26 protein-coding genes are annotated in these 24,506 nt (G+C 62.3%); 13 read left to right on the top strand and 13 right to left on the bottom strand.

Annotated features, from left to right (window positions below; genetic code table 11):
* The first annotated feature begins 11 nt into the window (after positions 1 to 11).
* The 8 genes from flgF to flgL all read left to right on the top strand — a co-directional run bounded on the left by flgF (position 12) and on the right by flgL (position 9,253).
* Positions 12 to 767 carry a flagellar basal-body rod protein FlgF gene (flgF, locus tag HB633_RS27025; RefSeq protein WP_213781224.1) on the top strand — a complete coding sequence of 252 codons (756 nt, stop codon included), beginning with the start codon at positions 12 to 14 and terminating at the stop codon, positions 765 to 767.
* Positions 768 to 822: 55 nt separating this feature from the next.
* Positions 823 to 1,611 carry a flagellar basal-body rod protein FlgG gene (gene flgG / locus HB633_RS27020; protein ID WP_213781223.1) on the top strand — a complete coding sequence of 263 codons (789 nt, stop codon included), beginning with the start codon at positions 823 to 825 and terminating at the stop codon, positions 1,609 to 1,611.
* Positions 1,612 to 1,661: 50 nt separating this feature from the next.
* Complete coding sequence (locus HB633_RS27015; RefSeq protein WP_213781222.1) at positions 1,662 to 2,360, top strand: flagellar basal body L-ring protein FlgH; 699 nt, start codon at positions 1,662 to 1,664, stop codon at positions 2,358 to 2,360.
* A 2-nt stretch (positions 2,361 to 2,362) separates the two neighbouring features.
* Positions 2,363 to 3,487, top strand: a complete 1,125-nt coding sequence (locus HB633_RS27010) for a flagellar basal body P-ring protein FlgI (protein WP_213781221.1) — start codon at positions 2,363 to 2,365, stop codon at positions 3,485 to 3,487.
* Positions 3,488 to 3,502: 15 nt separating this feature from the next.
* Complete coding sequence (gene flgJ / locus HB633_RS27005) at positions 3,503 to 4,534, top strand: flagellar assembly peptidoglycan hydrolase FlgJ (RefSeq protein ID WP_213781220.1); 1,032 nt, start codon at positions 3,503 to 3,505, stop codon at positions 4,532 to 4,534.
* Between the two features lie 412 nt (positions 4,535 to 4,946).
* A complete protein-coding gene (locus tag HB633_RS27000; RefSeq protein ID WP_255581197.1) occupies positions 4,947 to 5,696 on the top strand; it encodes a flagellar brake protein in 750 nt (249 codons plus the stop codon).
* A 343-nt stretch (positions 5,697 to 6,039) separates the two neighbouring features.
* Positions 6,040 to 7,989 carry a flagellar hook-associated protein FlgK gene (gene flgK, locus HB633_RS26995; RefSeq protein ID WP_213781218.1) on the top strand — a complete coding sequence of 650 codons (1,950 nt, stop codon included), beginning with the start codon at positions 6,040 to 6,042 and terminating at the stop codon, positions 7,987 to 7,989.
* Positions 7,990 to 7,999: 10 nt separating this feature from the next.
* A complete protein-coding gene (gene flgL / locus HB633_RS26990) occupies positions 8,000 to 9,253 on the top strand; it encodes a flagellar hook-associated protein FlgL (RefSeq protein ID WP_213781217.1) in 1,254 nt (417 codons plus the stop codon).
* Between the two features lie 206 nt (positions 9,254 to 9,459).
* Here flgL and fliR read toward each other — a convergent pair whose 3' ends face one another.
* The 13 genes from fliR to fliF all read right to left on the bottom strand — a co-directional run bounded on the left by fliR (position 9,460) and on the right by fliF (position 21,000).
* Positions 9,460 to 10,251, bottom strand: coding sequence for a flagellar biosynthetic protein FliR (gene fliR / locus HB633_RS26985; protein WP_213781216.1), 792 nt, complete (start codon positions 10,249 to 10,251; stop codon positions 9,460 to 9,462).
* 8 nt (positions 10,252 to 10,259) lie between these two features.
* A complete protein-coding gene (gene fliQ / locus HB633_RS26980) occupies positions 10,260 to 10,529 on the bottom strand; it encodes a flagellar biosynthesis protein FliQ (RefSeq protein WP_056356411.1) in 270 nt (89 codons plus the stop codon).
* A gap of 26 nt (positions 10,530 to 10,555) precedes the next feature.
* Positions 10,556 to 11,326, bottom strand: a complete 771-nt coding sequence (gene fliP / locus HB633_RS26975) for a flagellar type III secretion system pore protein FliP (RefSeq protein WP_213781215.1) — start codon at positions 11,324 to 11,326, stop codon at positions 10,556 to 10,558.
* On the bottom strand, positions 11,326 to 11,844 hold the full coding sequence (gene fliO, locus HB633_RS26970; protein ID WP_213781214.1) for a flagellar biosynthetic protein FliO: 519 nt from the start codon (positions 11,842 to 11,844) through the stop codon (positions 11,326 to 11,328). Before fliO ends, fliP begins: the two co-directional genes overlap by 1 nt.
* A complete protein-coding gene (gene fliN / locus HB633_RS26965; protein ID WP_213781213.1) occupies positions 11,841 to 12,278 on the bottom strand; it encodes a flagellar motor switch protein FliN in 438 nt (145 codons plus the stop codon). Before fliN ends, fliO begins: the two co-directional genes overlap by 4 nt.
* Complete coding sequence (gene fliM / locus HB633_RS26960) at positions 12,271 to 13,269, bottom strand: flagellar motor switch protein FliM (RefSeq protein ID WP_056356403.1); 999 nt, start codon at positions 13,267 to 13,269, stop codon at positions 12,271 to 12,273. The genes fliN and fliM overlap by 8 nt, the downstream gene beginning before the upstream one ends.
* A 68-nt stretch (positions 13,270 to 13,337) precedes the next feature.
* Entirely contained in the window at positions 13,338 to 13,829 is a 492-nt protein-coding gene (gene fliL / locus HB633_RS26955) for a flagellar basal body-associated protein FliL (RefSeq protein WP_213781212.1), read from the bottom strand.
* A 202-nt stretch (positions 13,830 to 14,031) separates the two neighbouring features.
* On the bottom strand, positions 14,032 to 15,468 hold the full coding sequence (locus HB633_RS26950; protein WP_213781211.1) for a flagellar hook-length control protein FliK: 1,437 nt from the start codon (positions 15,466 to 15,468) through the stop codon (positions 14,032 to 14,034).
* A gap of 43 nt (positions 15,469 to 15,511) precedes the next feature.
* The gene (fliJ, locus tag HB633_RS26945; RefSeq protein WP_213781210.1) at positions 15,512 to 15,961 is read right to left on the bottom strand and encodes a flagellar export protein FliJ; all 450 of its coding nucleotides are present in this window, start codon (positions 15,959 to 15,961) and stop codon (positions 15,512 to 15,514) included.
* Between the two features lie 34 nt (positions 15,962 to 15,995).
* Complete coding sequence (gene fliI, locus HB633_RS26940) at positions 15,996 to 17,543, bottom strand: flagellar protein export ATPase FliI (protein ID WP_255581190.1); 1,548 nt, start codon at positions 17,541 to 17,543, stop codon at positions 15,996 to 15,998.
* Positions 17,543 to 18,244 carry a flagellar assembly protein FliH gene (gene fliH / locus HB633_RS26935; protein ID WP_213781209.1) on the bottom strand — a complete coding sequence of 234 codons (702 nt, stop codon included), beginning with the start codon at positions 18,242 to 18,244 and terminating at the stop codon, positions 17,543 to 17,545. Before fliH ends, fliI begins: the two co-directional genes overlap by 1 nt.
* A complete protein-coding gene (fliG, locus tag HB633_RS26930; protein WP_056356390.1) occupies positions 18,237 to 19,232 on the bottom strand; it encodes a flagellar motor switch protein FliG in 996 nt (331 codons plus the stop codon). The genes fliH and fliG overlap by 8 nt, the downstream gene beginning before the upstream one ends.
* Positions 19,222 to 21,000 (bottom strand): flagellar basal-body MS-ring/collar protein FliF, encoded by a 1,779-nt coding sequence (gene fliF, locus HB633_RS26925; RefSeq protein WP_213781208.1) that lies wholly within the window; start codon positions 20,998 to 21,000, stop codon positions 19,222 to 19,224. Before fliF ends, fliG begins: the two co-directional genes overlap by 11 nt.
* Before the next feature lie 352 nt (positions 21,001 to 21,352).
* On the opposite strand from fliF, the gene fliE reads away from it, so the two are divergent.
* The 5 genes from fliE (at position 21,353) to HB633_RS26900 (ending at position 24,502) form a co-directional block, all read left to right on the top strand.
* Complete coding sequence (gene fliE, locus HB633_RS26920; RefSeq protein ID WP_213781207.1) at positions 21,353 to 21,703, top strand: flagellar hook-basal body complex protein FliE; 351 nt, start codon at positions 21,353 to 21,355, stop codon at positions 21,701 to 21,703.
* 251 nt (positions 21,704 to 21,954) lie between these two features.
* Positions 21,955 to 22,368: a flagellar export chaperone FliS gene (gene fliS / locus HB633_RS26915; protein ID WP_213781206.1), complete on the top strand. Its 414-nt coding sequence runs from the start codon at positions 21,955 to 21,957 to the stop codon at positions 22,366 to 22,368.
* 24 nt (positions 22,369 to 22,392) lie between these two features.
* A complete protein-coding gene (locus tag HB633_RS26910; RefSeq protein WP_213781205.1) occupies positions 22,393 to 22,722 on the top strand; it encodes a flagellar protein FliT in 330 nt (109 codons plus the stop codon).
* Positions 22,723 to 22,820: 98 nt separating this feature from the next.
* Complete coding sequence (locus HB633_RS26905; RefSeq protein ID WP_213781204.1) at positions 22,821 to 24,179, top strand: flagellar hook-length control protein FliK; 1,359 nt, start codon at positions 22,821 to 22,823, stop codon at positions 24,177 to 24,179.
* Positions 24,176 to 24,502 (top strand): EscU/YscU/HrcU family type III secretion system export apparatus switch protein, encoded by a 327-nt coding sequence (locus HB633_RS26900; protein WP_213781203.1) that lies wholly within the window; start codon positions 24,176 to 24,178, stop codon positions 24,500 to 24,502. The genes HB633_RS26905 and HB633_RS26900 overlap by 4 nt, the downstream gene beginning before the upstream one ends.
* Positions 24,503 to 24,506: the final 4 nt, after the last annotated feature.

Below are 24,506 nucleotides of genomic sequence, written 5' to 3'. Positions count from 1 at the left end.
AGAGAGCCAGCATGGACCGTCTGATTTATACCGCGATGACCGGCGCCGCCCAGTCGCTCGAACAGCAGAGCACGGTGGCGAACAACCTCGCCAACGCGTCGACGACGGGCTTCAAGGCGCAGCTCTCCGCGTTCCGTCAGGTGCCGATGAACTTCGAAGGCAACGCGAACGGCGATCCGAGTTCGCGCACCTTCGTGCTGGCCTCGACCCCGACGGCCGACTACACGCCGGGTCCGGTCCAGCAGACCGGCAATCCGCTCGATGTCGCCATCCAGGGACCGGGCTGGCTTTCGGTCCAGGCCGCCGACGGCACGGAAGCCTACACGCGCGCCGGCAACCTGCATGTGGACGCGAACGGGCAGATCGTGACGGCGAACAACCTGCCGGTGATCGGCACCGGCGGCCCGATTTCGGTGCCGCCGGGCGCGGAAATCACCATCGGCAAGGACGGCACGGTGAGCGCCATCGGTCCGGGCGACCGGGCGACGGCGATTGCCGCCGTCGATCAGCTGAAACTCGTCAACCCGGACCCGGCGACGATCTCGCGCGGCGACGACGGTCTGTTTCACACCGCCGACGGTAATCCCGCCGACGCCGATCCGGCCGTGACGGTCGCGCCGGCATCGCTTGAAGGCAGCAACGTGAATGCGGTATCGGCGATGGTGGACATGATCACCAACGCGCGCCAGTTCCAGATGCAAACCAAGATGCTCGATTCCGCGAACCAGATGGACCAATCGGCCAACAAGCTGCTCGATTTCAGCTGATCCGCCGCCGCCGATTTATCTCGCTTATTTTGTTTAGCCACAAGGCCAGAAAAACATGAACCGCTCTCTTTACATCGCTGCAACCGGCATGAACGCGCAGCAATCGCAGATGGACGTGATTTCGAACAACCTCGCCAACGTCAGCACGAACGGCTTCAAGGGTTCGCGCGCGGTGTTCGAAGACTTGCTGTATCAAACCGTCCGCCAGCCGGGCGCGAATTCCACGCAAACCACGGAACTCGCATCGGGTAGCCAGCTGGGTACCGGCGTGCAACAGGTCGCAACGGAGCGCCTCTACACGCAGGGCGCGCTGTCGCAGACCGGCAACTCGAAGGACGTGGCCATCAACGGCAACGGCTTTTTCCAGGTGACCATGCCCGACGGCACCACCGCCTACACGCGCGACGGTTCGTTCCAGGCGAGCCCGACGGGCCAGCTGGTGACATCGAGCGGATATCCAGTTACGCCGGCCATCACGTTGCCGACGAACTACACGAGCCTGACCATCGGCTCGGACGGCACGGTCACGGTCACGCAACAAGGCAGCTCGGCCAACACCACGGTCGGGCAGTTGCAGATCGCCACGTTCGCGAATCCCGCGGGCCTCGACGCGAAGGGCGAAAACCTGCTCGCCGAAACCAATGGATCAGGCGTGCCGAACGTCACGACGCCGGGCTTGAACGGCAGCGGCACATTGCAACAGGGCTACGTGGAAGCATCGAATGTGAACGTGGTGCAGGAACTCGTGAACATGATCCAGACGCAGCGCGCCTACGAAATCAACAGCAAGGCCGTGACCACGTCGGACCAGATGTTGCAAACGCTCAGCCAGATGCAGGTTTAACAGGCCCAACCGGCTTGATGCCTGCTACGTATTTCCGAAGGATCACGAAGATGTCGCCCATTTCTTTCTCGTTTCGCCGCCTTACGACCGTCGTGCTGGCGGGCGTTCTCGCCGCCACGCTCGGCGCGTGCGGGCTCGTGCCGAAAGAACCGATCACCCAGCAGCCGATGACGGCCCGGCCGCCCATGCCGCCCGTGAACGCGCAGTCGCCGGGCGCGATCTACAACGCAGGCTACGCTGGACGGCCGCTGTTCGAAGACCAGCGGCCGCGCAATACGGGTGACATCGTGACGATCGTGATCGCGGAAAACGTCAACGCGACGAAATCATCGGCGGCGAATGCGGCGCGCGGCAGCGCAGCGGCGTTTGCCGTGCCGACAACGCCAGGCATCTTCGGCGGCCTTTTCAACAACACCAACCTTTCGGCCAGCGGTTCGCAGAAGTTCAACGGTTCGGGCGGCGCGAGCGCGGCCAACACGTTCAACGGCACGCTCACCGTGACCGTCACCGGCGTGCTGCCGAACGGCAATCTGGTCGTGAGCGGCGAAAAGCAGATGCTCATCAACCAGGGCAACGAATTCGTGCGCTTCTCCGGCGTGGTCAATCCCACGACCATCTCCGGCGCCAACACCGTCTTTTCGACGCAAGTTGCCGACGCGAAGATCGAGTATTCGGCGAAGGGTTATATCGATGAATCGCAGAACATGGGCTGGCTGCAGCGATTCTTCCTCAACGTGGCGCCCTTCTGATCATGAAACTCGCTCTCCGTTTTTGTTTTGGCGCGCTTGCCCTGGCTTTGGCCGCTGTGCTGCCGCAAGCGGCGCAAGCCGAACGCCTGAAAGACCTGGTTTCGTTCCAGGGCGTGCGTGACAACCAGCTGATCGGCTATGGCCTCGTTGTCGGACTCGATGGAACCGGCGACCAGACATCGCAAACGCCGTTCACCACGCAAAGCTTGACCAACATGCTGGGCAATCTCGGCATCACGCTGAACGCCGCGACCACGCAGAACATGCAGTTGAAGAACGTCGCGGCCGTGATGGTTACCGCCGTCTTGCCGCCGTTCGCACGGCCGGGCGAGGCAATCGATGTCACGGTTTCATCGCTGGGGAATGCCAAGAGCTTGCGTGGCGGCACGTTGCTGATGGCGCCGCTCAAAGGCGCCGACGGCCAGGTCTACGCGATGGCCCAGGGCAACGTGGTGATCGGCGGCGCGGGTGCGAGCGCCAACGGCAGCAAGGTCCAGGTCAACTCGCTTGGCGCAGGCCGGATTTCGGGCGGCGCGCTGGTCGAACGCGCGGTGCCGAGCAGCTTCACCCAACCGGGCGGCACGATGCAGATGGAACTGCGCGACATGGACTTCGACAACGCGCAAAAGATCGTCGCCGCCGTGAACAACCAGTTCGGCATGGGCACGGCAGTCGCGCTCGATGGCCGCACGATCCAGCTGCGCGCCCCGACCGACCCGACGAGCCAGGTGTCGTTCATGGCGCAGCTCGAGAATATCGATGTCCATCCGTCGCAGGCCGCCGCCAAGGTGATCCTGAATGCGCGCACGGGTTCTATCGTGATGAACCAGATGGTGACGCTGCAGAATTGCGCCGTCGCGCACGGCAATCTGTCCGTGGTGATCAACACGCAAACCGCCGTGAGCCAGCCGGGCGCGTTCTCGAACGGCCAGACGGTGGCCGCGCGGCAATCGAATATTCAGTTGAAGCAGGACTCGGGCGCGCTCAAGACGGTCGCGGCAAGCGCCACGCTCGCCGAAGTAGTGAAGGCGCTCAACGCGCTGGGCGCGACGCCGGCGGATCTGATCTCGATCCTCCAGTCGATGAAAGCAGCAGGCGCCTTGCGCGCCGACCTGGAAATCATATAAAAGGACCAAGCGCACATGAACGCGAACGGGACGGCAAACAGCACGCTGGCATCACTGAGTGGCTCGGACACGAGCAGCGGCCTGAATTCTTTATCGAACCGGTTCGCGCTCGACGTGCAAGGTTTCGACGCCATGCGCGCCCAGGCCAACGCCTCGCCGCAGGCAGGTTTGAAGGCGGCCGCCAAGCAATTCGACACGGTCTTCACGCAGATGATGCTCAAAAGCATGCGTGAAGCGACGCCGTCGGACAGCCCGTTCGATTCCCACGACACCGCCACCTTCACATCCATGCTCGACCAGCAGATGGCGCAGAACATGGGCTCGAAGGGCATCGGCGTGGCCGACATGATGCTCAAGCAACTGATGCGCAACGCGGGCGCCGGATCGGCTTCGAGCCTCGACCCGAGCGGCGCGGGCGCGGGCGCGGGTGCGGGTGGCGACAGCAGTGCGAACGCCGGCAACATCGCCGCGATGAACGCCATGGCTAAGGCTTACGCGAACGCGGCGGCATCGGGGACATCGAAGGACGCATTGCAGGGCAAGGGCTACAGCGCCAACAGCGCGCTGGAACCGCCGGCACGCGGCGTAGGATCGGACAAGGTCGCGGGGTTCGTCGACCGGCTTGCAGCGCCCGCGCAGGCCGCCAGCGCGGCGACGGGGATTCCGGCACGGTTCATCATCGGACAGGCGGCGCTGGAGTCCGGCTGGGGCAAGCGCGAAATCAAGAATGCCAATGGCAGCACCAGCCACAACGTGTTCGGCATCAAGGCGACGAGCGACTGGACCGGCAAGACCACGAACGCCGTGACGACCGAGTACGTGAACGGCAAGCCACAAAAAGTAGTGGAGAAGTTCCGCGCGTACGACTCGTACGAGGACGCGCTCACCGACTACGCCAGCGTACTCAAGAGCAACCCGCGATACGCGCCGGTGGTCGAAGCATCGCGCGATGCCGCCGGTTTCGCGCACGGCATGCAGAAGGCCGGATACGCGACCGATCCGCAATACGCGAAGAAACTGATTTCGATCATGAAGCACATTGCATGAAGAAGCGTGCACTGGCGCGCGTTTTGCTGCAATTTGTCGGGTGGAACATTAGTAATACGAGTAATGTGTCATAAGCGACGGGGCCAATGTCGCAATAGAAGACGAAGCCGGCCGGCGTCCGGTTCCCGCAATTTGCGTTGCGCGGGACGGACCGCCGGCCGAGCCGCATAGAAATGGGGCTGAGAGCGGGTTTGTTTCTTTTCGTGCGCTTTGGACGTTTTCGGTTGCGAAATCCAGGTAAATCAGGGGTAAAGCGGGGTTTTTAGGAAATTTTTGCAGCTAGCCCTAAATAATCCTGCCCTGTTGCCGCTAAATGGAACACCGAAGTGCCGGATCCAAAGGTCCGGTTGGACGCCTACCGGCCTTGATAGCCGGGGCGGCACGAGCAAACGAACACGGCAAGCCCATGAATATGAACGAGTCGAACGGTTCCGACATCGCTGACGACGAGTCCGACCATCCCGATTTTGGCAGGCGTAATCCTCTGGAAATCGGTGTATCACTACGCAACCTCGTCAATCGAGGCGATTTCCTGACCGTCGAGCACGGCAACGGGCAGATCGTGACGCGTCTGCTCGACGTGAATCCTGCCGCGCATACATTCGTGTTCGACTGGGGCGCGGTCGCCGGCGAGAACGCGGCTGTCCTCGCGACCGAAAATCTGATGTTCAGCGCGAGCCCGGATGGCGTGCGCGTGGAATTCGCCACCGGCACGCCGCGTGAAATCGTTTTCGAAGGACATCCGGCGTTCGAAGCGGACTTTCCTCCGGTGCTCTTCTACATGCAGCGGCGCGAGTATTTCCGCGTGGAAGCGCCGGTGCTCGATCCGTATATCTGCAGCGGTACGTTGCCAAGCGGCGAGCGTTTCCGGTTCGAAGTCAACGATCTGTCGCTGGGCGGCGTGGCGCTGCGGACCATGGATGAGCGCGTTGCCGCGCTGGAAGTCGGTGTGATCCTGAAAGATGTAGAACTTCATTTCAGCAACCCGGGCAAGGTCGTGCTCGACGTACAACTGATGTCGAACCGGCAAATCGTGAACGCGAAGGGCGACCGGCGCTATACGCTGGGCTTCAAGTTCATGAGCTTGCCGGGTTCGGCGGAGAACACGCTGCAGCGCCTGATCACCCAGCTCGAGATGAAACGGCGGTCACTCGCGCGGTGAATCTGCCGCTAATTGCCGATACAAGCCCGCGGTTTTATCGCGGGCTTTTTTATCGGCGCGATGTTTGTTCCCGTCGTGTCACTTCATTGCGTTACATCGTTCCCGTAACGTCGCGGATCCTTCCGGGTCCATCCCCCGAATTAGCCCCCAATGTCCCTGCTGCTTCACGGATTGCATCCGGCCACGCCGGTGAATAATCCGGACAAGGCGCAGTGCGCTTGCGGCGCGGTACATCGGCGGATAAAAAAGCCGTGCGCCGCTCAACTTTTTTCCATTTCGGCCGATATACATCAGTGTCGCCACTTGGCGAGCCGGGGCTCATGCCTTTACCAGGATTCCTTGCATGTCCAGCAACCTATTCGATATTGGCGTGAGCGGTCTCAATGCAGCCCAGTGGGGACTGACGACGACCGGCCAGAACATCAGCAACGCGGCGACTCCGGGCTATACGCTCGAGCGCCCGGTTTACCAGGAATCGTCCGGGCAATACACGGCATCGGGCTTTGCCGGACAAGGCGTGACGACGGCCACGGTCACGCGTTCCTACAGCGATTTCCTGACCAAGCAACTCAACAGCAGCCAGTCGAACAGCAGCTCGCTGAACACGTACTACTCGATGCTTTCGCAGCTGAACAACCTCGTCGGCGATCCGACCACGGGTATCGGCGCGGGCATCACCAGCTATTTCACCGGCTTGCAATCGGTCGCGAACAGCCCGGGAACCACGGCCACGCGGCAAACGCTGATGAGCAGCGCGCAATCGCTCTCCGACCAGATGAACGCCGCCGCCACCACGTACAACCAGTTGCGCGATGGCGTCAACCAGTCGTTGAGCAGCGCGGTCGCGCAGGTCAACACCTACGCCAAGCAGATCGCCGACCTGAACGTGCAGATCGCCACCGCCAGTTCGGCCGGCCAGCCGCCGAACCAGTTGCTCGACCAGCGGGATCTCGCGGTATCGAACCTGAGCCAGCTCGTGAGCGTCCAGGTCACCACGAACAACAGTGGCTACAACGTATCGTTTGGCAACGGCCAGCCGCTTGTCGCCGGCAGCAGTTCGTACCAGTTGACGACGGCGCCGTCGCCATCGGATCCGAGCGAATTGTCGATTGCGTACGCTTCGCCCGATGGTTCCACGCAAACCGCCAAACAGACCCAATACTTGCCGGATTCGATGTTCAGCGGCGGCGGCACCATTGGCGGCTTGCTCGACTTTCGCAGCCAGTCGCTCGATCCGGCGCAGGCCAAGCTCGGCGCCATCGCGACCAGCTTTGCCACGCAGCTGAACGACCAGAACGAACTCGGCATCGACTTGAACGGCAAAGCGGGCGGCGCGTTGTTCTCGACCGGCAGCCCGACCGTCTACGCAAACTCGCGCAACAGCGGCAACGCAACGCTCAACGTTTCCATCAACGATGGCACGCAACCGCCGACCGGCGACTATTCGCTCGGCTTCGACGGCGCAAACTACACGCTCACCGACCGCTCGTCGGGCGCGGTAGTCGGCCAGTTCGCAAGCCCCGCGACGAGCGGCACGATCGCGGGCATGACCATATCGATTGCAAGCGGGTCGATGACGAAAGGCGATTCGTTCACCGTCCTGCCCACGCGCGGTTCCCTCGACAATTTTTCGCTCAGCAACTCGAATCCGTCGGCGATTGCCGCGGCTTCGCCGGCAGTGGCGTCGGCGGCGACGGGCAACACGGGCACGGGAAAGATCTCGGCGGCCACCGTCACAGCGGGATACTCGATCCCCAGCCCCGGCATCACGCTGACCTACAACTCCGACAACACCCTGACGTCGAACGTGGACATCACGCTGCCGGACAACACCAAGGTTACGGCCGGCACCAAATTCCCTTACGACCCTACCAAGGGCCTCACCATATCCAACGGCTCCAAGGTAAGCGCGACCATCAGTGGCACGCCGTCGACCGGCGATAGCTTCACGATCGCGCCGAACAAAGGCGGCACGAGCGACGGCAGCAACGCGCTTGCCATGGCCAACCTCGGCACCGCCAAGTCGATGAACGGCGGCACGGACACCTTGACGAGTTCATACGCGAACTTCGTCAACCAGATCGGCAACCAGACGAACGCGCTGAAGGCATCGAGCACGTCGGCGACCGCGGTACTGAATCAGGCTACGTCGGCGCAGCAGGCGGTATCGGGCGTGAACCTGAACGAGGAAGCCGCCAACCTGATCCAGTACCAGCAGCTGTACCAGGCCAACAGCAAGGTCATCCAGACGGCTTCGTCGCTGTTCCAGACACTGCTCGGCATCTTCAACTGAGGCTTTCACGATGCGTATTTCCAGCTCGCAGTACTTCACGATGAACGTCCAGACGATGAGCGACCAGCAGGCGTCGCTCGCCGCGCAGTACGCGCAGATTTCGTCGGGCAAGAGAATCCAGAGCGCGTCCGACGATCCCCTCGGCGCCGCGCAAGCCGTGCAGTTGAGCAGCCAGTCCGCCACGCTCTCGCAATACAGCACCAACCAGTCGGCCGCGCTGACCTCGCTGCAGCAGGAAGATTCGACGCTGACCAGCATCGGCAACGTGATGCAAAGCATCCAGACGCTCGTGGGGCGCGCGGGCAATGCATCGTTCAACGATACCGACCGCGCGTCGATGGCGACCCAGTTGCAGGGTTACCGCGACAACCTGATGACGCTCAGCAATTCCACCGACGCCAACGGCAACTACATTTTTTCGGGCTTCAAGGGCACCACGCAACCGTTCACCGACAACGCATCGGGCACGGGCGCGACCTACGCGGGCGACAACGGCCAGCGCCAGGTGCAGATTTCCGATGGCCGTTCCATCAACGTCGCCGACAACGGCGCAACCGTGTTCCAGAGCGTGTCGCCGAACGAGAGCTTGCCGGTTTCATCGTCGTCGGCGGCCAATACGGGCTCGGGCACGATCGGCCCGGTCAATGTCAGCAACCGGGGTGATCCGGGCAATGCATCGACTTACACGATCGCGTTCGCAACCACCGGCACGGGTTCGACGGCCACCACGACTTACACGGTCACGGACCAGAACGGCGCTGTGGTCACGCCGGCAACGCCGTATGTAGCGAAGCAGGACATCGCGCTGGGCGGCGGGCAGAAAGTGGCGATCGACGGTGCGCCGGCCAACGGCGACAAGTTCACGGTCGCGCCGGCGAACACCGGCAATGCCTCCGATACCGACATCTTCTCGACGCTCGACTCGCTGATCAGCGCGCTGAAGCAGCCGACCACGGGCAACCCGGCTGCGCAGGCGACGCTGCAGAACGCGCTGACCACGGGCGGCACGAAGGTCAACAACATGTACAACAACGTGCTGACGACGCAGGCATCGGTCGGCGGCCGCGAGCAGGAAGTCACCGCGACGCAGACGGCGATGCAAACGACATCGACGCAAACGGCCAGCACGCTGCAGGATCTGACCAGCATCAATCTGGTCAGCTCGATCAGCCAGTACGAATTGACGCAAAACGCGTTGCAAGGCGCGCAGCAGGCGTTTGCGCAGATTCAGAAGATGTCGCTGTTCCAGTACATCAGCAGCTGACCGAGGCTCGATTTACGGGGAATGATGTGGGTAGTTAGGAAGTGTTTTGGGCCGCCTTTCGAGGCGGCCCTTTTTATTTGTTCAAGGTCGTGCGGCGATCAGAGAGCTTATTCACCGCAAATTATGCGGAGAATAAGCAAGCTATTCACCGCATAATCTTCGGCGAATACGTCCGCTTTGTGAGAGGTCCGTCCGGATCCAAGCGGCTAAAGCGCCGCCGCCACCCGACCCATCTGATCGATGCCGTTCTCAAAAATGCGTTGAAAGAACGGAATCAGGTTGGGGATCATCAACTGGATGAGCAGAAATCCCACCAGCATGGTGACGGGGAAACCCACCTGGAAAATCCCGATCTGCGGCGCCGCGCGATTCAGGATCCCGAGCGCCAGATTGGCGATCAACAACGCCGCCACCACCGGCAGCGACAACAACAGGCCCGTCGAAAACACGCTCATGCCGTAGCCTGCGACCGTCTGCCATCCGCGCGCGTGGGTCACCGCGCCGAGCACGTTCGCGCTCACCGGCACGTTTTGAAATGTCTGCACGAGGGCGCTGATCATTTGCAGATGGCCATCGAAGACGAGAAAAGCGAGGAACGCGATGGTATTCAAATACCGCGATATCACCACCGAATTGCCGCCTTGACGCGGATCGTAGAGCATCGCGAAACCCAGGCCCATCTGCTGGCCGATGAATTCGCCAGCGGCATCGATGGTCGCAAAAGCAATCTGCATGGTCATGCCGAGCGCCGCGCCGACCATGAACTGGTTGATGAGGATCAATACGCCATCGGCGGAAAAAACGGTGACCTGAGGAACCGCGCCAATGGTGGGCGCCACGATCAGCGAGATGAAGGCGGCAAGCCCGACTTTGACCCGAATCGGGATCGCCATATGGCTCAATAACGGCGCGGTCGCGATCAACGCGAGAATCCGCGTGAACGGCCAGAGGAACGATGTCAGCCAGACATTGAGCTGCGCATACGTGACCGAAAACATCGACGACGTCAGCCGGTAATGGCGGGCGTGATCGTGAACACGTGGCGCATGTAGTCGAGCAGCGTTTCCATCATCCACGGACCGGCAATCACGAGCGTGACGGCGACCGCGAGCAGCTTCGGAATGAACGAGAGCGTGCTTTCGTTGATCTGCGTGGCGGCCTGGAACAGACTCACTACAAGGCCTACGACCAGCGCGACGAGCAACAAGGGAGCCGCGAGCAACAGCGCCACGTACATGGCCTGATGCGCGATCGACATGACGGATTCGGGGGTCATCGTGTGTATCTCTGTGCTTTGAAGGCTTACGAAACGAAGCTCTGCGCGAGCGAACCGATCAGCAATTGCCAGCCGTCGACCAGCACGAACAGCATCAGCTTGAACGGCAGCGAAATGGTCGATGGCGACACCATCATCATCCCCATGGACATCAGCACGCTCGCCACGACCATATCGATGATCAAAAACGGAATGAAAATGGTGAAGCCGATCTGGAAGCCAGTCTTGAGCTCGCTCGTCACAAACGATGGCACCAGCAGAGAAAGCGGTACGTCCTCGGGACCGTTCATCGGCGGGGCCTTGGAGATCTTGGCGAAGAGCGCGAGATCCGCTTCGCGCGTCTGGCGGATCATGAACTGCTTGAACGGCGTGACGCCGCGCGTGACCGCCTGGTCCATCGTGATCGTGCCGTCGGAGAAGGGCTTGTACGCGTCGTTATAAGCGCGGTCGAGCACCGGCGACATCACGAACAACGATAAAAACAACGCCAGCCCGACCAATACCTGATTTGGCGGCGTGCTGGTCGTGCCGAGCGCCTGGCGCAACAGCGACAACACAATGATGATGCGCGTGAAGCTCGTCATCATCAGCACCATTGCCGGCAGGAACGACAGCATGGTGAGCAGCAGCATCGTCTGGACGCTGAGCGAATACGTCGTTCCGCCGTTCGGGCCCGGGCTGGTGTTGAACGCGGGCAGACCCGCCGTGCTTTGTGCGAAGGCCGCGTAGGGAAGGGCGGCGATGATGACCGGCAGCGCCAGCTTCGCGCATCGTGTTGCTGAAAACCGAACCTGCATTACTTGCTCCCGCCCGCGAATTTTTGCAGACGTTTGGTCGCTTCACCGGCGAGGGCATCGCGAAAACGTTGACCGAAATTGCCTTGCAGTCCGCTCGACTCAGGCGCTGTTCCCACTTCCACGCCGTTGGGTTCCACCGATCCCGCCGGCATGGTGTGCAGCAAGCGCACGTTGCCGGGCGCGGCGCCGAGCACGAGCCACGTATCGCCGATTTCCACCACCGATACTCGTTCCTTGTTGCCAAGCGACGCACCGCCGATCACCTTCACCAGGCCCGTGCGCTTCGTTCCCGCCACGCCGAACTTGCGTGCAAGCCACGCGCAACCGAACACGAACGCGATAACGATCGCCAGCCCGAGCAGCGTCTGCAACACAGCGCCGAAACCGAGCGACGGCACCGCCGTTCCCGCGCCCACGCCCGACGCAATTTGCGCGGCATGATTGACGGCGTTCATATCGGCGGCGTGCGCTGAAAATGCTGAGACGAGCGCCGGGAAGGCAACGGCAAAGCGTTTCATCGATTCAACTTCCTGATGCGTTCCGACGGCGTGATGATGTCGGTCAGACGGATACCGAACTTGTCGTTCACGACCACCACTTCGCCCTGCGCGATGAGGCAGCCGTTGACGAGGACGTCCATTGGTTCGCCGGCGAGGCCGTCGAGTTCCACCACCGACCCTTGCGCCAGTTGCAGCAAGTTGCGGATCGCGATCTTCGTGCGCCCGAGTTCCACCGTCATCTGCACGGGGATATCGAGAATCATGTCGATGTCATTGCGCGTTGTCGGCGCCGCGACTTTCGACAAAGGCTGGAACACCCCCGCCGACGATGCCGCCGCCGGCGTCTCGTTGCCGTTCTGCTCGGCCAGGGCGCTGGCCCAGTCGTCCATGCCGAAATCCTCGCTTTTCAGCGGGTCGGACGGCAGCGTGCCCGGTTCGGTTACGTCACTCATATCCACCTTCCTTCATCGTGTCGGTTGCGCTGATCATCTTCTGGACGCGCAACGCGTATTGACCATTGAAAACGCCGTATCCGCATTCCATCACCGGCACGCCATCCACTTTTGCCGTGACATGTTCGGGTACGTTGAGCGGCAGGACGTCGCCGGCGCGCATGTTGAGAATCTGTTCGAACGTCGTGCCCACCTGCGCGAGATCGACCGTGAGTTCCACCTCGGCGGACTGCACTTGCTGTGACAAGACGCGGATCCAGCGCCGATCCACTTCGAGCGCTTCGCCTTGTATGGGCGATGACAGCACGTCGCGGATCGGCTCGATCATCGAATACGGCATGCAGATGTGGAGCGTGCCGCCCGTCGAGCCGAACTCGATGGAAAACTGCGTCACGATCACGATCTCGTTCGGCGTGGCGACGTTTGCGAATTGCGTGTGCATTTCCGAGCGCACGAATTCGAAGTTGAGCGAGCGCACGCTTTTCCAGGACGCCGCGTACTGTTCGAACACGAGGTTGAGCAGCTTGCTGATGATCCGATGCTCGGTCTGCGTGAATTCGCGGCCTTCCACGCGCGTGTGGAAACGGCCGTCGCCGCCGAAGAGGTTGTCGACGACGAAAAACACCAGGTTCGGATCGAACACGAACAGCGACGTGCCGCGCAAGGGCTTCACGTGGACGAGGTTCAGGTTCGTCGGGATCGGCAGATTGCGGGTGAATTCGCTGTACTTCTGCACCTTCACCGGACCGACGGAAATCTCCGCCGAACGCCGCATGAAGTTGAAGATGCCCACGCGCAAGAGACGCGCGAAGCGGTCGTTGATAATTTCCAGGCCCGGCATCCGGCCCCGGACGATACGTTCCTGCGTCGCGAGGTTGTAGGGGCGCACGCCTTGATAGCGTGTTTCGTCGGCAATGGTGTCGACTTCCCCGGTGACGCCCTTGAGCAGGGCATCGACCTCCTCCTGCGACATGAACTCTTCGTGGCCCATGAGTGTTCCTTGGTTCCTGTCCTGCGCTTATCTGGTTCGGCTTCGTTTTTGCGCTTACTCGCCACGCATTACTGGACGACGATTTCCGTGAACAGCACTTCCTGCACATGCGCCGGTTCTTCCGGCGTGCCGCCGAACGTGTTGACCGTGGTCAGGAGTTCTTTCGCCAATGCGCGTTTTCCATCGATACCCGCAAGGTCGTCCGGATGTTTCGCCGACAGCAGCATCAATATGTGGCTGCGCACTTCCGGCATGCGTTCGGCGAGCGCGGCTTGCGCCTTGTCGTTCGGCAGCTTCAGCGTGAGGCCGATGCGCAGGTAATGCATGCCGTCGTCGGATTGCAGATTGACGGTCATGGAATCGAGCGGATAAAACACCGGCGGCACGGCGGGCGCGGGTTTCGCGGGTTCGTGCGAGGCGGTTTTATGCAGCCAGAAATACGCGCCAGCGCCGCCTGCGCCGAGCAGGACGATTGCGCCCACCGCGATCAGGAGGATGCGTTTGAGCTTGCCGGTTTTAGCCGGGGCGACGGGTTGTTGTGCTGTTGCTGTGGTTGCCATGTTTGCGGGCCTCTTTCTGTAGCCTGAATTGTTGGCGAAAGTAGGCTTGCGCGATGGGTCGAACAGAAGGGGTTATTAGTGCTAACTCGGGAGTTTGCGCAAAGAGGAGGGTTTTACGTTTGCGACGCGCACAGCGCGGCAGACGTGAAAAAGCCGCGCGGCGGTGAGGCTCGCGCGGCTTGTTTGCTACGTCTGACGCGGCTCAGGCGAACGTATCCACCAACCCGACCTGACGGCGCAGCGGCATGCTGACGGTGCTTGCCGTATCGCCCACGGCACCAATTCCGCCGCCCTGACCCGATCCGCCCCACGGCGACGACCTTCCGCCGCCATCCTGCTGCCCCGAACTCGCCTGCTTTCCGGCGAAGCCATCGCTGACACTCGTGCTACCCAAACCGATGCCGCTTGCCTGCATCGCTTCACGCAAGGTCGGCAATGCAGCTTCAACGGCCGCACGAACCTGCGCATGGTCCGATACAAACAGCGCATGCGCGTGATTCCCCGCGACCTGCAGCACCACTTGCAGCGGCCCGAGATCCTTCGGGTTCAACGTCAGCTCGGCGCTTTGCTGATGCGCATTCGATAAAAACACGACCTTCTGGCTGAAGGCATCGTCCCAGCCGCTCGATCCGACGTGCGGCGCAATCGCCGCGCTATCGGCTGCGGTCGCCGCGCCTTGCAGGGTCGCTCCGCTCGTCGCCGCCGATGCCGCCTGTTGCACGCCCGCGTGCGCGGTGGCGTCGGCGGTTGCCGCGCTTGCCTTGTATGCGGCGCTGCCGTCGTCGGGCGGGGTCAGCGCGGCGAGGGCGGCTGCATCGGCTTGTTGCGTGGCGGCCGCGCCGCCTTGTTGCGTCAGCGCCGCGTTGCCCTGGGTTTTGGCATCGGTCGTTACGCCAAGCGGCGTGTCGCGGCCGGCTTTCGTGCCTGTCGTTGTGCCGTTGTTCATATTGCCGGCGTGCGCTGCGCCCATGGCTGCCGCGGCCGCTGCATTGAGCGGCGTGGCCGGGGTTTGCACATTCGCCGCCGCCGTCAGCGATGCCTGCAACGCGTCGGCTGCGGCTTTTGCATCGGCGGCTTTGGCGGGCGCGGGGATGCTGCTTGCGTCGGTGGCATCGGTGGATGCCGTGTCCGTTGCCGCCGATGCCGCCGCGTCAGCCAGATCCGCCGGGGTCTTGGCCGTACCGTTGGCAGCGCGTGCCTTCAAGAGCGCGGCCTTTTGCGCGGCAGCCGTTGCGATGGCCTCGGCGGTCTCCGGCGCAGCCTTTGTCACGTCGGTGGTTTTATCGGTCGCGGCAGGCTTGTCGGCGGTCGAAGCCGTCGTCTGATCCGCCGCCGCGCTTTGATCCGCATCGCTTACTGATTTATCCTGATCGGTTGAATCCGTCGCATCGGCTTTTGAGGCGTCGTGCACGCTGCCACGCGCTGCAGCGGCCTTCGCAGCGGCTTTATCGGCTTGAGCGCGTTCCTGCACTTTAGCCTGAGCGGCTTCGCGCTCATTGGCCTTGGCGGTGATGTTATGGAGCGTCGATCCAAACGATGCCGCCGCTTCATCGCGAGCGGACGCCGCCGCTGCGCTGCGTGAAACAGCCGATACGCTCGATAAACCCAGCAACGCGCTGGCCGAATTAACTGACGACATGGTGACCTCTTGTATCTTGTGCGAGATAAAACCGCGATAAGACTTAAGCCCGTTCGGCCCGCATCCGCAGAACCTTCGCGGAGTGCTCATCCGAATCGCGCTGTTCGATCCGGGCGTCCTGTTTGGCCTGCACGGCGTCCGCGCGCGCGGCCAGAACCTGGTACGAACCCAGCTTCTGCTTTTTCTGCTGCCATTCAGGCTTCGCCGCCTCGAGACGCGCGGTCGCGGCCACGAGCAAATTGCGTTGCTGGTTGATTGCCGAATCGAGCGTATCTACGAATGCCTGGAAATTGCGCAAGGTCTGTGCGGTCGTGCCTTCTTGCGCCGATGCCGTGAAGCGCGCGTGATATTCATCGCGATACGTCACGAGCGAATTCAACTGCGTCTCCACTTCGTTGCGTTCCTGCTGCAGCTTGCCGAGCTTTTTAGTCGCGGCTTCGAGTTCTTCTTCTGCGAGGTTGATCAGGGTATTGATCGGCAGATGCTTTGACATGGAGGTCTAATTCCTGATTATCTTTATCGTGTTGTTACGCGAACAGCTCGTCGAGTTTGGCCAGACTCGGCTCGAACATCGCTTGCTCGCGAAATCCTTGCTGCAAAAACGCTTCTATGCGCGGATACAACGCAATCGCCCGGTCCAGCAGCGCATCGCGTCCGCTGGAATACGCGCCCACGTTGATCAGGTCCCGGTTGCGCTGATAACGCGACAACATTTGCTTGAACAGACGTACTCGGTCCAGATGTTTGTCGTCGATAAGCGCCGTCATTGCGCGGCTGATCGATGCCTCGATATCGATGGCCGGATAATGCCCCGCTTCGGCCAGCGACCGCGACAACACAATATGTCCATCAAGAATCGCGCGCGCGGAATCGGCGATAGGATCTTGCTGATCGTCCCCTTCCGTCAAGACCGTATAAAACGCCGTAATCGATCCACCGCCTTCCGGCCCGTTCCCCGTGCGCTCCACGAGTGCAGGCAACTTGGCGAACACCGACGGCGGATAGCCTTTGGTGGCGGGCGGTTCGCCGATGGCCAGGGCGATTTCGCGCTGGGCCATGGCATAGCGCGTGAGCGAGTCCATGAGCAGCAGTACGTGTTTGCCCTGATCGCGAAAATATTCGGCGAGCGAGGTTGCATATGTTGCGCCCTGCATACGGAGGATCGGCGAAACGTCGGCGGGCGCGGCGACCACGACCGAACGTGCGAGTCCGTCCTCGCCAAGAATCTGTTCGATGAACTCCTTCACTTCGCGGCCACGTTCGCCGATCAACCCGATCACGATGACTTCGGCGCTGGTGTAGCGCGCCATCGTGCCGAGCAGCACGGATTTACCCACGCCCGAACCCGCGAACAGGCCCATGCGCTGGCCGCGTCCCACGGTCAGCAGCGCGTTGATGGCGCGCACGCCGACGTCGAGGACCTTGTGGATCGGTTCGCGATTCAACGGGTTGATGGTCGGCGCGGACAACGGCGCGTCGCGCTTGGCGCCAAGCGGACCGAGGCCATCGAGCGGACGGCCGGAGGCATCGACTACGCGGCCGAGCATTTCCCAGCCGACCGGCAGGCGCTTGGCGCCGGCCATCGGATCATTGATGGGCGCGCTTTCCAGCGGATAAACGCGTGCGCCGGGCAGCAAGCCGGAGACTTCGGTGGTCGGCATGAGGAACAGCTTGTCGCCCGAGAAGCCGACGACTTCGGCTTCGGCCATCGGAATAGAACTGCCTGCGGGCAACTCGATCATGCATTCGGATCCCACGCCGAGCTTCAAGCCCACGGCTTCGAGCACGAGGCCGGCCGCGCGGGTCAACCGGCCACACGCGCGCAATGGCTTCGAAATCTGGCTGCGCGCCTTGCTGGCTTCGAGCTGGGTGCGCCATCCATCGAGATGCGGGTTGTTGACCATCTCCGCCAATTCCACGATGGTCTGTGCCGCCATGTCTTCCAGAGTCGGCTCGGGCGTCACGTCGGGATCGGCGAGCGGTCCGAACGACGCCCGCGCGAGTTCCTGTTCGAGTTCGCTCAAGCCTTCCTGCGTCACGCGGCGCGCTGCGCTCGCGGCGTTATGAGTTTGCATTACCACGGTTGCGACCTCCCGAGCGCCGCTGCGACGCGCTCCCAGCGCGTTGCATTGGTTGCATCGATTTCACCGCTTGCCGCGTGGGCCTTGCAGCCGCCGCGTTCAATGTCCGGATCGGTGCGGAAGGTCCATCCGGCTGCCTGCAATTCTTCCAGCAAATAGGCTTCGACAATCGGCAGATCCGCCGGGTTCACGATCAGGTACGGCGCGCCGGAGAGCGCCGGTTCGGCCGCGATCACCGAGCGCGCAACGGCCAGCACGGCGGTCGGGTCGAGCGTCAAATGCTGCGATACGACTTGCTGCGCAATATCCAGCGCCAACGCGGTCAGCGCCTCGGCGACAACGGCGTCGGCGGCTTGCAGGGCGGTCTTGAAGGCATCGGCCATCGATGCCAGCCGCGCCGCTTCAGAACGGGCATCGAGGCGGCCTTCTTCTTCGCCCTTCGCGTAACCCTGGTCGTAGCCGGCCTGATATCCCATCGCCTGGCCGGCAACGTGGCCTTGCGCCAGACCTTGGGCATGCGCTTCATCGCGGACACGGCGAAGATGCTTTTCGAGCGCGGCCTGATCGGCAGCGGATCGATCCACCGGAACCGGATCGAACGACGCCATTTCCCAGCGCTGATACGCGGTCATGCGCGCCTTCTTTTCGGCGTCTGTCGCGTGAGCCTGCTTCGCGGCTTCTGCTGCGTCAGACATATGCGTCCTCGGCCTTGCCGCCTAACTGGATCTGGCCGCTTTCGGCAAGATTGCGCACGACTTGCAGGATCTTGCGCTGCTGCGTTTCCACTTCCGACAAACGCACCGGACCGCGCGAATCGAGGTCTTCCGCGAGCAGTTCGGCGGCACGCTGCGACATGTTCGCGAGGAACTTCTGGCGCAACGGCGGTTGTGCGCCTTTCAGCGAAACAATCAGCGTTTCCGACTCCACTTCCTTCAGCAACATCTGGATGGCGCGGTCTTCGAGGTCCATCAGGTTTTCGAACACGAACATCTGGTCGATGATCTTCTGCGCCAGTTCCGCATCGAATTCCTTGACGTTTTCGATCACGGATTCTTCGTGCGCCGTCGACATGAAGTTAAGGATTTCCGCCGCCGTGCGAATGCCGCCCATCGGCGCGCGCTTGAGGTTGTCGCTGCCGGAAAGCAAGGTGGTGAGCACGTCGTCGAGTTCGCGCAGCGCGGCGGGCTGAATGCCGTCGAGCGTGGCAATGCGCAACAGCACGTCGTTGCGCAGGCGTTCGGTCAGGAGCGCCACGATTTCCGATGCCTGATCGCGGTCCAGATGCACGAGAATCGTCGCGATGATCTGCGGATGTTCGTTCTTGATCAGCTCGGCGACCGCGGCGGAATCCATCCACTTCAGGCCTTCGATACCGCTCGTATCGCTGCCCTGCAAGATCCGGTCGATCAGCGCGCCGGCCTTGTTCTCGCCGAGCGCCTTGGTCAGCACCGTGCGGATGTATTCGCTCGAGTCGAGCGACAGCGCCGTGTGCTGTTCGGCTTCGTGCACGAACTCGGTCATGACGTTATCGAGCTGCTCGCGCGTGACGTTCTTCAACTGCGCCATGGTCGCGCCGATCTTCTGGACTTCACGCGGTCCCAAGTATTTGAAGACTTCCGCTGCTTCGGATTCACCAATCGACATCAGCAGGAGCGCGGCTTTGTTGAGGCCTTCAGCGTTCATCGGACACCCAGTTCTTGACGACCGTCGCAACGATTCTCGGGTCCTGGCGCGCGATCATCCGCGCGTAGTCGAGATTGCGTTCGAACTTGGCCTTGTTGCTTTCGTTGCCGAGCAAGCTGACTTCGGCATCCTTGTCTTCATCGATCGCGCTCTTCGGCATGGACGGACCGTCGAGCAGCGACAGTTCATCCGGTGCGCCGAGTGCGGGCGGCGGGGGCGGCGGCGGGAAAGCGCGGCGCAGCGCCGGCTTCACCATCGTGAAATACAGGAACATCGCCACCAGGCCAATACCCGAGTACTTCGCCAGCTGGATGCCGCGCGCGATCATGTCCGGCGTGCGCCACCAGGGCACATCGGGGATCACGTTCGTATCCACCAGGAAAGTGCTGTTCACCACGTTGACCGAGTCGCCGCGCTTTTCGTCGTAGCCCATCGCGTCTTTCACGAGTTGCTGGACTTGCGCGAGCTTGTCGGCGGGAAGCGGTTGCATCGTGACGATGCCTTTCGCGTCCACTTGCTTCTGGTAATTCACGACCACCGCGACAGAGAGGCGCTTGATGCCGCCCATCGGCTGCTCGTAGTGGCGCACGGTCCGGTCGACTTCGTAGTTGGTCGTGGTGTCCTTGCGCACGTTGACCGGCAGCGTCTTTGCGCCGTCGGCGCCGCTCGCCGCTGCATCGATAGGCGCCGATGCCGCTGCCGGCGGCTGGTTCGACAACGCGCCCGGCACGCCGCCCACGCTTGCCCCGCCACCGTCCTTCGATTCACTCGATTGCTGGCTGCGGATCGCGGTGTTTTGCGGATTCGCGTTCGGGCCGTAGCTTTCGGCGGTCTGTTCGAGCTTCGAAAAGTCGATGTCCGCGCTCACCTGCGAGTGGGCGTTGCCCGCGCCGAACAACGGCGCCAGGATTGCATCGATACGCGATTGCGTATTGCGTTCGATCTGCTGCACGTATTTGAGCTGCGAGGCGTCGAGGCCGTTCGGCCCGCTGCCTTGCTGCGTCAGAAGGTTGCCGTCCTGGTCGACGATGGTCACGTTCTTCACCGGCATGTCCGCCACGCCCGAGCTGACCATGTGCTGGATTGCGAGCGTCTGCGCTTCGTCGAGCGCGCGGCCGGGATAGAGATTCAGCATGACCGACGCTGTCGGCAATTCCTTTTCGCGCACGAACACTGTCGGCTTCGGAATGGCGAGATGGACGCGGGCTTCGCGAACCGAGGATATCGACGCGATGGTCTTTTCCAGCTCGCCCTCAAGCGCGCGCTGATAGTTGACCTGTTCGGCGAACTGGCTGATGCCGAATTTCTGGTTGTCCATCAGTTCGAAGCCGACCGAGCCGTTCTTGGGCAATCCTTGCGATGCCAGCCGCAAGCGCGTTTCGTGCACGGCTTCGCTCGGAACCAGGATCGCGCCGCCGGATTCGGCGATCTTGTAGGGAATGTTCCCTTGCTGCAGCGCGGCGACAATCGCGCCGCCGTCACGATCGGACAGATTGCTGAACAGCACCCGGTAATCCGGCTGACGCGACCACATCACGAGTCCGGCGACGACCATGGCCAGCACCGCCACGGCGATGATCAGCGGCATGCGCGGGTTGTTGCGGAACTGGTTGAGCATCGGCATGCGGCCGCCGAGATTGCCGCTGAAGTCGGAACTGCCGGCAAAACCGGCGCCGCCCGAACCTGCCGCGATCGATCCGGCCGCCGGCTGCGCGCCGGCCAGACCCATGCGGGCGTCCGGGTTGATCAGGTTATTGGTGGAATCCATGCGTCGAAGCTCTCCGAATCTTGCGTTTTCCGCGAGGGGTCCGGTTGAAGCCGGGCGCATTCGCAGACTCTTTCATGAGAGGAATTATCCGTAAGGACGGGTAAGTCGATTGGGCGAACAGAAGCCGGTTTTGGCGCTCTTTCCGGGCTTTGCGAAACAACGCCGCTGCTAGACTTTTTCGTAATCGGTCAGGCCGTATGGCGAACCGCCCAGGCTCCGGTGCAGACGCCAGCCTTAGGCCCGGGACAGGCCCCGGTTCGAAATGTCCCAGAAACACCGCCCACCATACGTTGCCGCCGGTTACTCATTGTTTTGGAAAGTTTGTTTACCGCTTGATCCTTCTGGAGTCACCATGAATGCATCCATCAGCCCGCTGAGTTCGGCGCTCCAGCAACTTCAGTCCATGGCCACGCAGGCCGCCGGCGGCGCGGGCAATGTCGCGGGCGGCGCCGTCGTGCCGGAATCGGGGGCGGCGAGCGCGGGCAGTTTCGCGGATGCGCTGAAATCGTCCATCGACAACATCAGCGGCGCCCAGAAAAGCGCCATGAGCGAAGCGCACGCGTTTGAAATCGGTGCGCCGAATGTGTCGCTGAACGACGTCATGGTGGACATGCAGAAAGCCAACGTTGGCCTGCAATTCGGGCTGCAGGTGCGCAACAAGCTCGTCTCCGCGTACAACGACATCATGAATATTTCGGTCTGAGCCGGGTTGCGCAGACCGCTTGATGGATACCGCACCACCGGCATCTGAACGCCGCCTGGCGACCGTTGCACTTTCCGGAACCCGCTGTGACGCAAACCCTTCCTAAAGCTTTCGCCGCTTTCTCCGATAACCCTAAGTAACAGCACGGCAAACAGTCAGACAAATCAACAGGTCTTGATCGCAATGCCGGCATCGGTTCATCACGATTTCCGCAATCGGCACGCGCGGACATCGAAATTGGAGAAAGTCGGATGTTTTCCCAGGGACATGCGGGAGCCAACGCGTACGCACGCGTCGGCGTGCAAACCGGAGTGATGGGCGCCAGTCCGCACAGACTCGTCGTCATGCTGTATCAGGGCGCGCGCCAGGCTATCGCCCAGGCGCGGATGCACTTGCAGCAGGGCAACATCGCGGCGCGCGGAGAGGCGATCACGAAGGCGATCGGCATTATCGAAAGCGGTTTGCAGCAGGCCCTGAACAAGGAAGCCGGCGGAGAAATCGCAGCGCGGCTGGACGCGCTCTATACGTATATGTCGCACCGCCTTCTGCAAGCGAACGTGCAGCAAAGCGAACCGATGCTGGTGGAAGTCGATGGCTTGTTGGCGACTCTGGAAGACGCCTGGATCGCAATTGCACCCGACGCAGCAAGAATGGCTGCGGCGTGACAATGCGAAATTTGTCCGCACATAATGAAAACGACACAAGAATATTTCTCTCATTACGAAGCGATTGCTGAACTTTCTGCGCGCATGCTGGCCGCGGCGCGCACGGGGGAATGGAGTGAGTTGAAGATCATGCAGGGGGCGTATCGCGAGTTGATCGACGGCTTGAGAGAAGTCGATGCCGCCTCCCAGCTCGACGACACCGCGCGCGCCCGCAAGTTTGAGCTGGTGCGCCGGATTCTCGCCGACGACGCCGCCATTCGCGACCTGAGTGCGCCCAGCCTTGCGCGTTTATCGGCGCTGTTCACGGTGAACAGGCCTGCGCGAGTTTTGAAAAAGATGATCGGGCTGCGATAAACACGTTTCTTGTGGTTCACGTGTTTGCAGCCCGCCGAAAACCGGTGACGGGCAGATCCGATTGTTGATCGCTTGACCGGTGACCCGAGGAAACCGGCATGCCTGGTCTGGACTCCGCGATCGCTGCGCTCATCGCCAGCCGCACTGACATGCTGTTATCGGCGCTCCTTCCGCAGGGCGGATCGACCTCGGGCGCGACGGCGCAAACCAGCACGTCGCAACTTCTCGTCGATACCCCGCCGTTTACCGTCCCCGTTCCAGCAAACGCGGCGAACACGCCGCCCTCCGCTTCCGCGCAAACCGCGCTCAGCAATGTCGCGCGCACGCTCGACGCCATTTCCCGTTTCGGCGGCCAAAACACGCCGCCAATGACAAGCGATACCCCGTTGTGGCCAACCGCGCCACGGCCGCTGCTTGCCGCGAGCGCGTTCGCAACGTTATCGGGGTCGTTGTTCGATACGCAGGCGGCTTCCGCGTATTCCACGGCGCCTTCGACCGCTTCCGCGGGGTCCATTGCTGCCACCGCCTCCACCGCCGCTGTCAATCAAGCCGCGCAGGTTTTGCCTGCCGATGCGCTGGCGTCTGTGCTGGCGAAAACCGTGAGCGAAAGCGGGCTTTTCTACGAAAGCCATATCGCGCAATGGCTCGCCGGGCAACGCACGCTCGCGTCGCTGAACGATGAGCCGCAAGCGCGTGCGGATAACCTGACGGCCGCCCTTCCGTTCGACACGCCGCAACCGCAGCCTGATCTTCCGGCAGATATGTGGATCGATGAATCCCTGCTGCCGCCGACGTTCTCCGCCGATCCGCCCGATCCGATGAACCCCGTGCGCCTCGTCCCCATGCCGCTCACGCCGCAGCAGGCGGCGGCGCTGGCGGCGTCGGTGCGCGCGGTGCCGCCGAACGTGTTCTCTCCTCCCGGCACGCGGGCGGGCGCTGGATCCGCATCCGCCGCATCCGATGGAAACACGCATGATCCGGCCGTACAGGCATCGATCAGCGCGGGCATTCATCCATCGACTATTCCGCTGGTGCGCCAGCAGCTCGATCTGCTCGCCACCAACCAGTTCCGCTGGTCCGGCGAAGCGTGGCCCGGTGCGAAATTCGAGTGGGAGATCCAGCCGCGAGAGCGCCGCGCGCGGGATGGTGCGGAAAACCTGCCGCTCGGCGATGAACGCGCCTGGCACACACGCGTGACCTTGGCGCTGCCGACGCTTGGCAACGTCGACGCGAACCTCGTGCTCACCGGGCAGCAGTTGCTGGTGAAGCTCAACGCGAGCGCGGACGGCGCGATCCTGCTTGCCCGCGATGGCGCCCATTTCCAGCAGCAACTCGAAGCCGCCGGCCTGCGGCTCGCCGGCATCACCATCCGCGCGATGGACCCGCTGGCCGAATCGACCGGCGATATATCACCGGATACGGGTTCACCGCCGGCCGGCGCGGAGAGTGCGGCATGACGCAGCAAAACGATGCGCGCAAGCAAGCCACCGCGCTCACCTACGACACGAAGAAACCCGACGCCGCGCCCCGCGTGGTTGCAAAAGGTTACGGCCTGGTCGCCGAGATGATCGTGCAGCGCGCGAAGGACGCCGGGTTGTACGTGCACGAATCGCCGGATATGGTGTCGTTGCTGATGCAGGTCGATCTCGATGCCCGCATCCCGCCCGCGTTGTATCAGGCGGTGGCGGAATTGCTGGCGTGGTTCTACAGACTGGAAAACGGGCTGGAAGAGGGGCCGGCGCCGGAAGTCGCGCCGGTCGCCGGAATGCCCAAAAGATAGGCCG

Origin of the sequence: Caballeronia sp. dw_276 (assembly GCF_018449635.1) — a bacterium.
In the GTDB taxonomy this organism is placed as follows: domain Bacteria; phylum Pseudomonadota; class Gammaproteobacteria; order Burkholderiales; family Burkholderiaceae; genus Caballeronia.
The sequence above is the reverse complement of the archived record's forward strand: the minus strand, read 5'-3'. Positions and strand labels throughout refer to the sequence as shown.

Excerpts from the sequence above, each read along its gene's own strand:
- flgJ (WP_213781220.1), top strand. The coding sequence starts at position 3,503 with ATGAACGCGAACGGGACGGCAAACAGCACGCTGGCATCACTGAGTGGC.
- fliQ (WP_056356411.1), bottom strand. The coding sequence starts at position 10,529 with ATGACCCCCGAATCCGTCATGTCGATCGCGCATCAGGCCATGTACGTG.
- fliE (WP_213781207.1), top strand. The coding sequence starts at position 21,353 with ATGAATGCATCCATCAGCCCGCTGAGTTCGGCGCTCCAGCAACTTCAG.
- HB633_RS27010 (WP_213781221.1), top strand. The coding sequence starts at position 2,363 with ATGAAACTCGCTCTCCGTTTTTGTTTTGGCGCGCTTGCCCTGGCTTTG.
- fliF (WP_213781208.1), bottom strand. The coding sequence starts at position 21,000 with ATGGATTCCACCAATAACCTGATCAACCCGGACGCCCGCATGGGTCTG.
- HB633_RS26910 (WP_213781205.1), top strand. The coding sequence starts at position 22,393 with ATGAAAACGACACAAGAATATTTCTCTCATTACGAAGCGATTGCTGAA.
- fliO (WP_213781214.1), bottom strand. The coding sequence starts at position 11,844 with ATGAAACGCTTTGCCGTTGCCTTCCCGGCGCTCGTCTCAGCATTTTCA.
- fliI (WP_255581190.1), bottom strand. The coding sequence starts at position 17,543 with ATGCAAACTCATAACGCCGCGAGCGCAGCGCGCCGCGTGACGCAGGAA.
- flgG (WP_213781223.1), top strand. The coding sequence starts at position 823 with ATGAACCGCTCTCTTTACATCGCTGCAACCGGCATGAACGCGCAGCAA.
- fliP (WP_213781215.1), bottom strand. The coding sequence starts at position 11,326 with ATGCAGGTTCGGTTTTCAGCAACACGATGCGCGAAGCTGGCGCTGCCG.
- HB633_RS26900 (WP_213781203.1), top strand. The coding sequence starts at position 24,176 with ATGACGCAGCAAAACGATGCGCGCAAGCAAGCCACCGCGCTCACCTAC.
- HB633_RS27000 (WP_255581197.1), top strand. The coding sequence starts at position 4,947 with ATGAACGAGTCGAACGGTTCCGACATCGCTGACGACGAGTCCGACCAT.
- HB633_RS27015 (WP_213781222.1), top strand. The coding sequence starts at position 1,662 with ATGTCGCCCATTTCTTTCTCGTTTCGCCGCCTTACGACCGTCGTGCTG.
- fliL (WP_213781212.1), bottom strand. The coding sequence starts at position 13,829 with ATGGCAACCACAGCAACAGCACAACAACCCGTCGCCCCGGCTAAAACC.
- flgK (WP_213781218.1), top strand. The coding sequence starts at position 6,040 with ATGTCCAGCAACCTATTCGATATTGGCGTGAGCGGTCTCAATGCAGCC.
- fliN (WP_213781213.1), bottom strand. The coding sequence starts at position 12,278 with ATGAGTGACGTAACCGAACCGGGCACGCTGCCGTCCGACCCGCTGAAA.
- fliH (WP_213781209.1), bottom strand. The coding sequence starts at position 18,244 with ATGTCTGACGCAGCAGAAGCCGCGAAGCAGGCTCACGCGACAGACGCC.
- flgF (WP_213781224.1), top strand. The coding sequence starts at position 12 with ATGGACCGTCTGATTTATACCGCGATGACCGGCGCCGCCCAGTCGCTC.
- flgL (WP_213781217.1), top strand. The coding sequence starts at position 8,000 with ATGCGTATTTCCAGCTCGCAGTACTTCACGATGAACGTCCAGACGATG.
- fliG (WP_056356390.1), bottom strand. The coding sequence starts at position 19,232 with ATGAACGCTGAAGGCCTCAACAAAGCCGCGCTCCTGCTGATGTCGATT.
- HB633_RS26950 (WP_213781211.1), bottom strand. The coding sequence starts at position 15,468 with ATGTCGTCAGTTAATTCGGCCAGCGCGTTGCTGGGTTTATCGAGCGTA.
- fliM (WP_056356403.1), bottom strand. The coding sequence starts at position 13,269 with ATGGGCCACGAAGAGTTCATGTCGCAGGAGGAGGTCGATGCCCTGCTC.
- HB633_RS26905 (WP_213781204.1), top strand. The coding sequence starts at position 22,821 with ATGCCTGGTCTGGACTCCGCGATCGCTGCGCTCATCGCCAGCCGCACT.
- fliR (WP_213781216.1), bottom strand. The coding sequence starts at position 10,251 with ATGTTTTCGGTCACGTATGCGCAGCTCAATGTCTGGCTGACATCGTTC.
- fliJ (WP_213781210.1), bottom strand. The coding sequence starts at position 15,961 with ATGTCAAAGCATCTGCCGATCAATACCCTGATCAACCTCGCAGAAGAA.
- fliS (WP_213781206.1), top strand. The coding sequence starts at position 21,955 with ATGTTTTCCCAGGGACATGCGGGAGCCAACGCGTACGCACGCGTCGGC.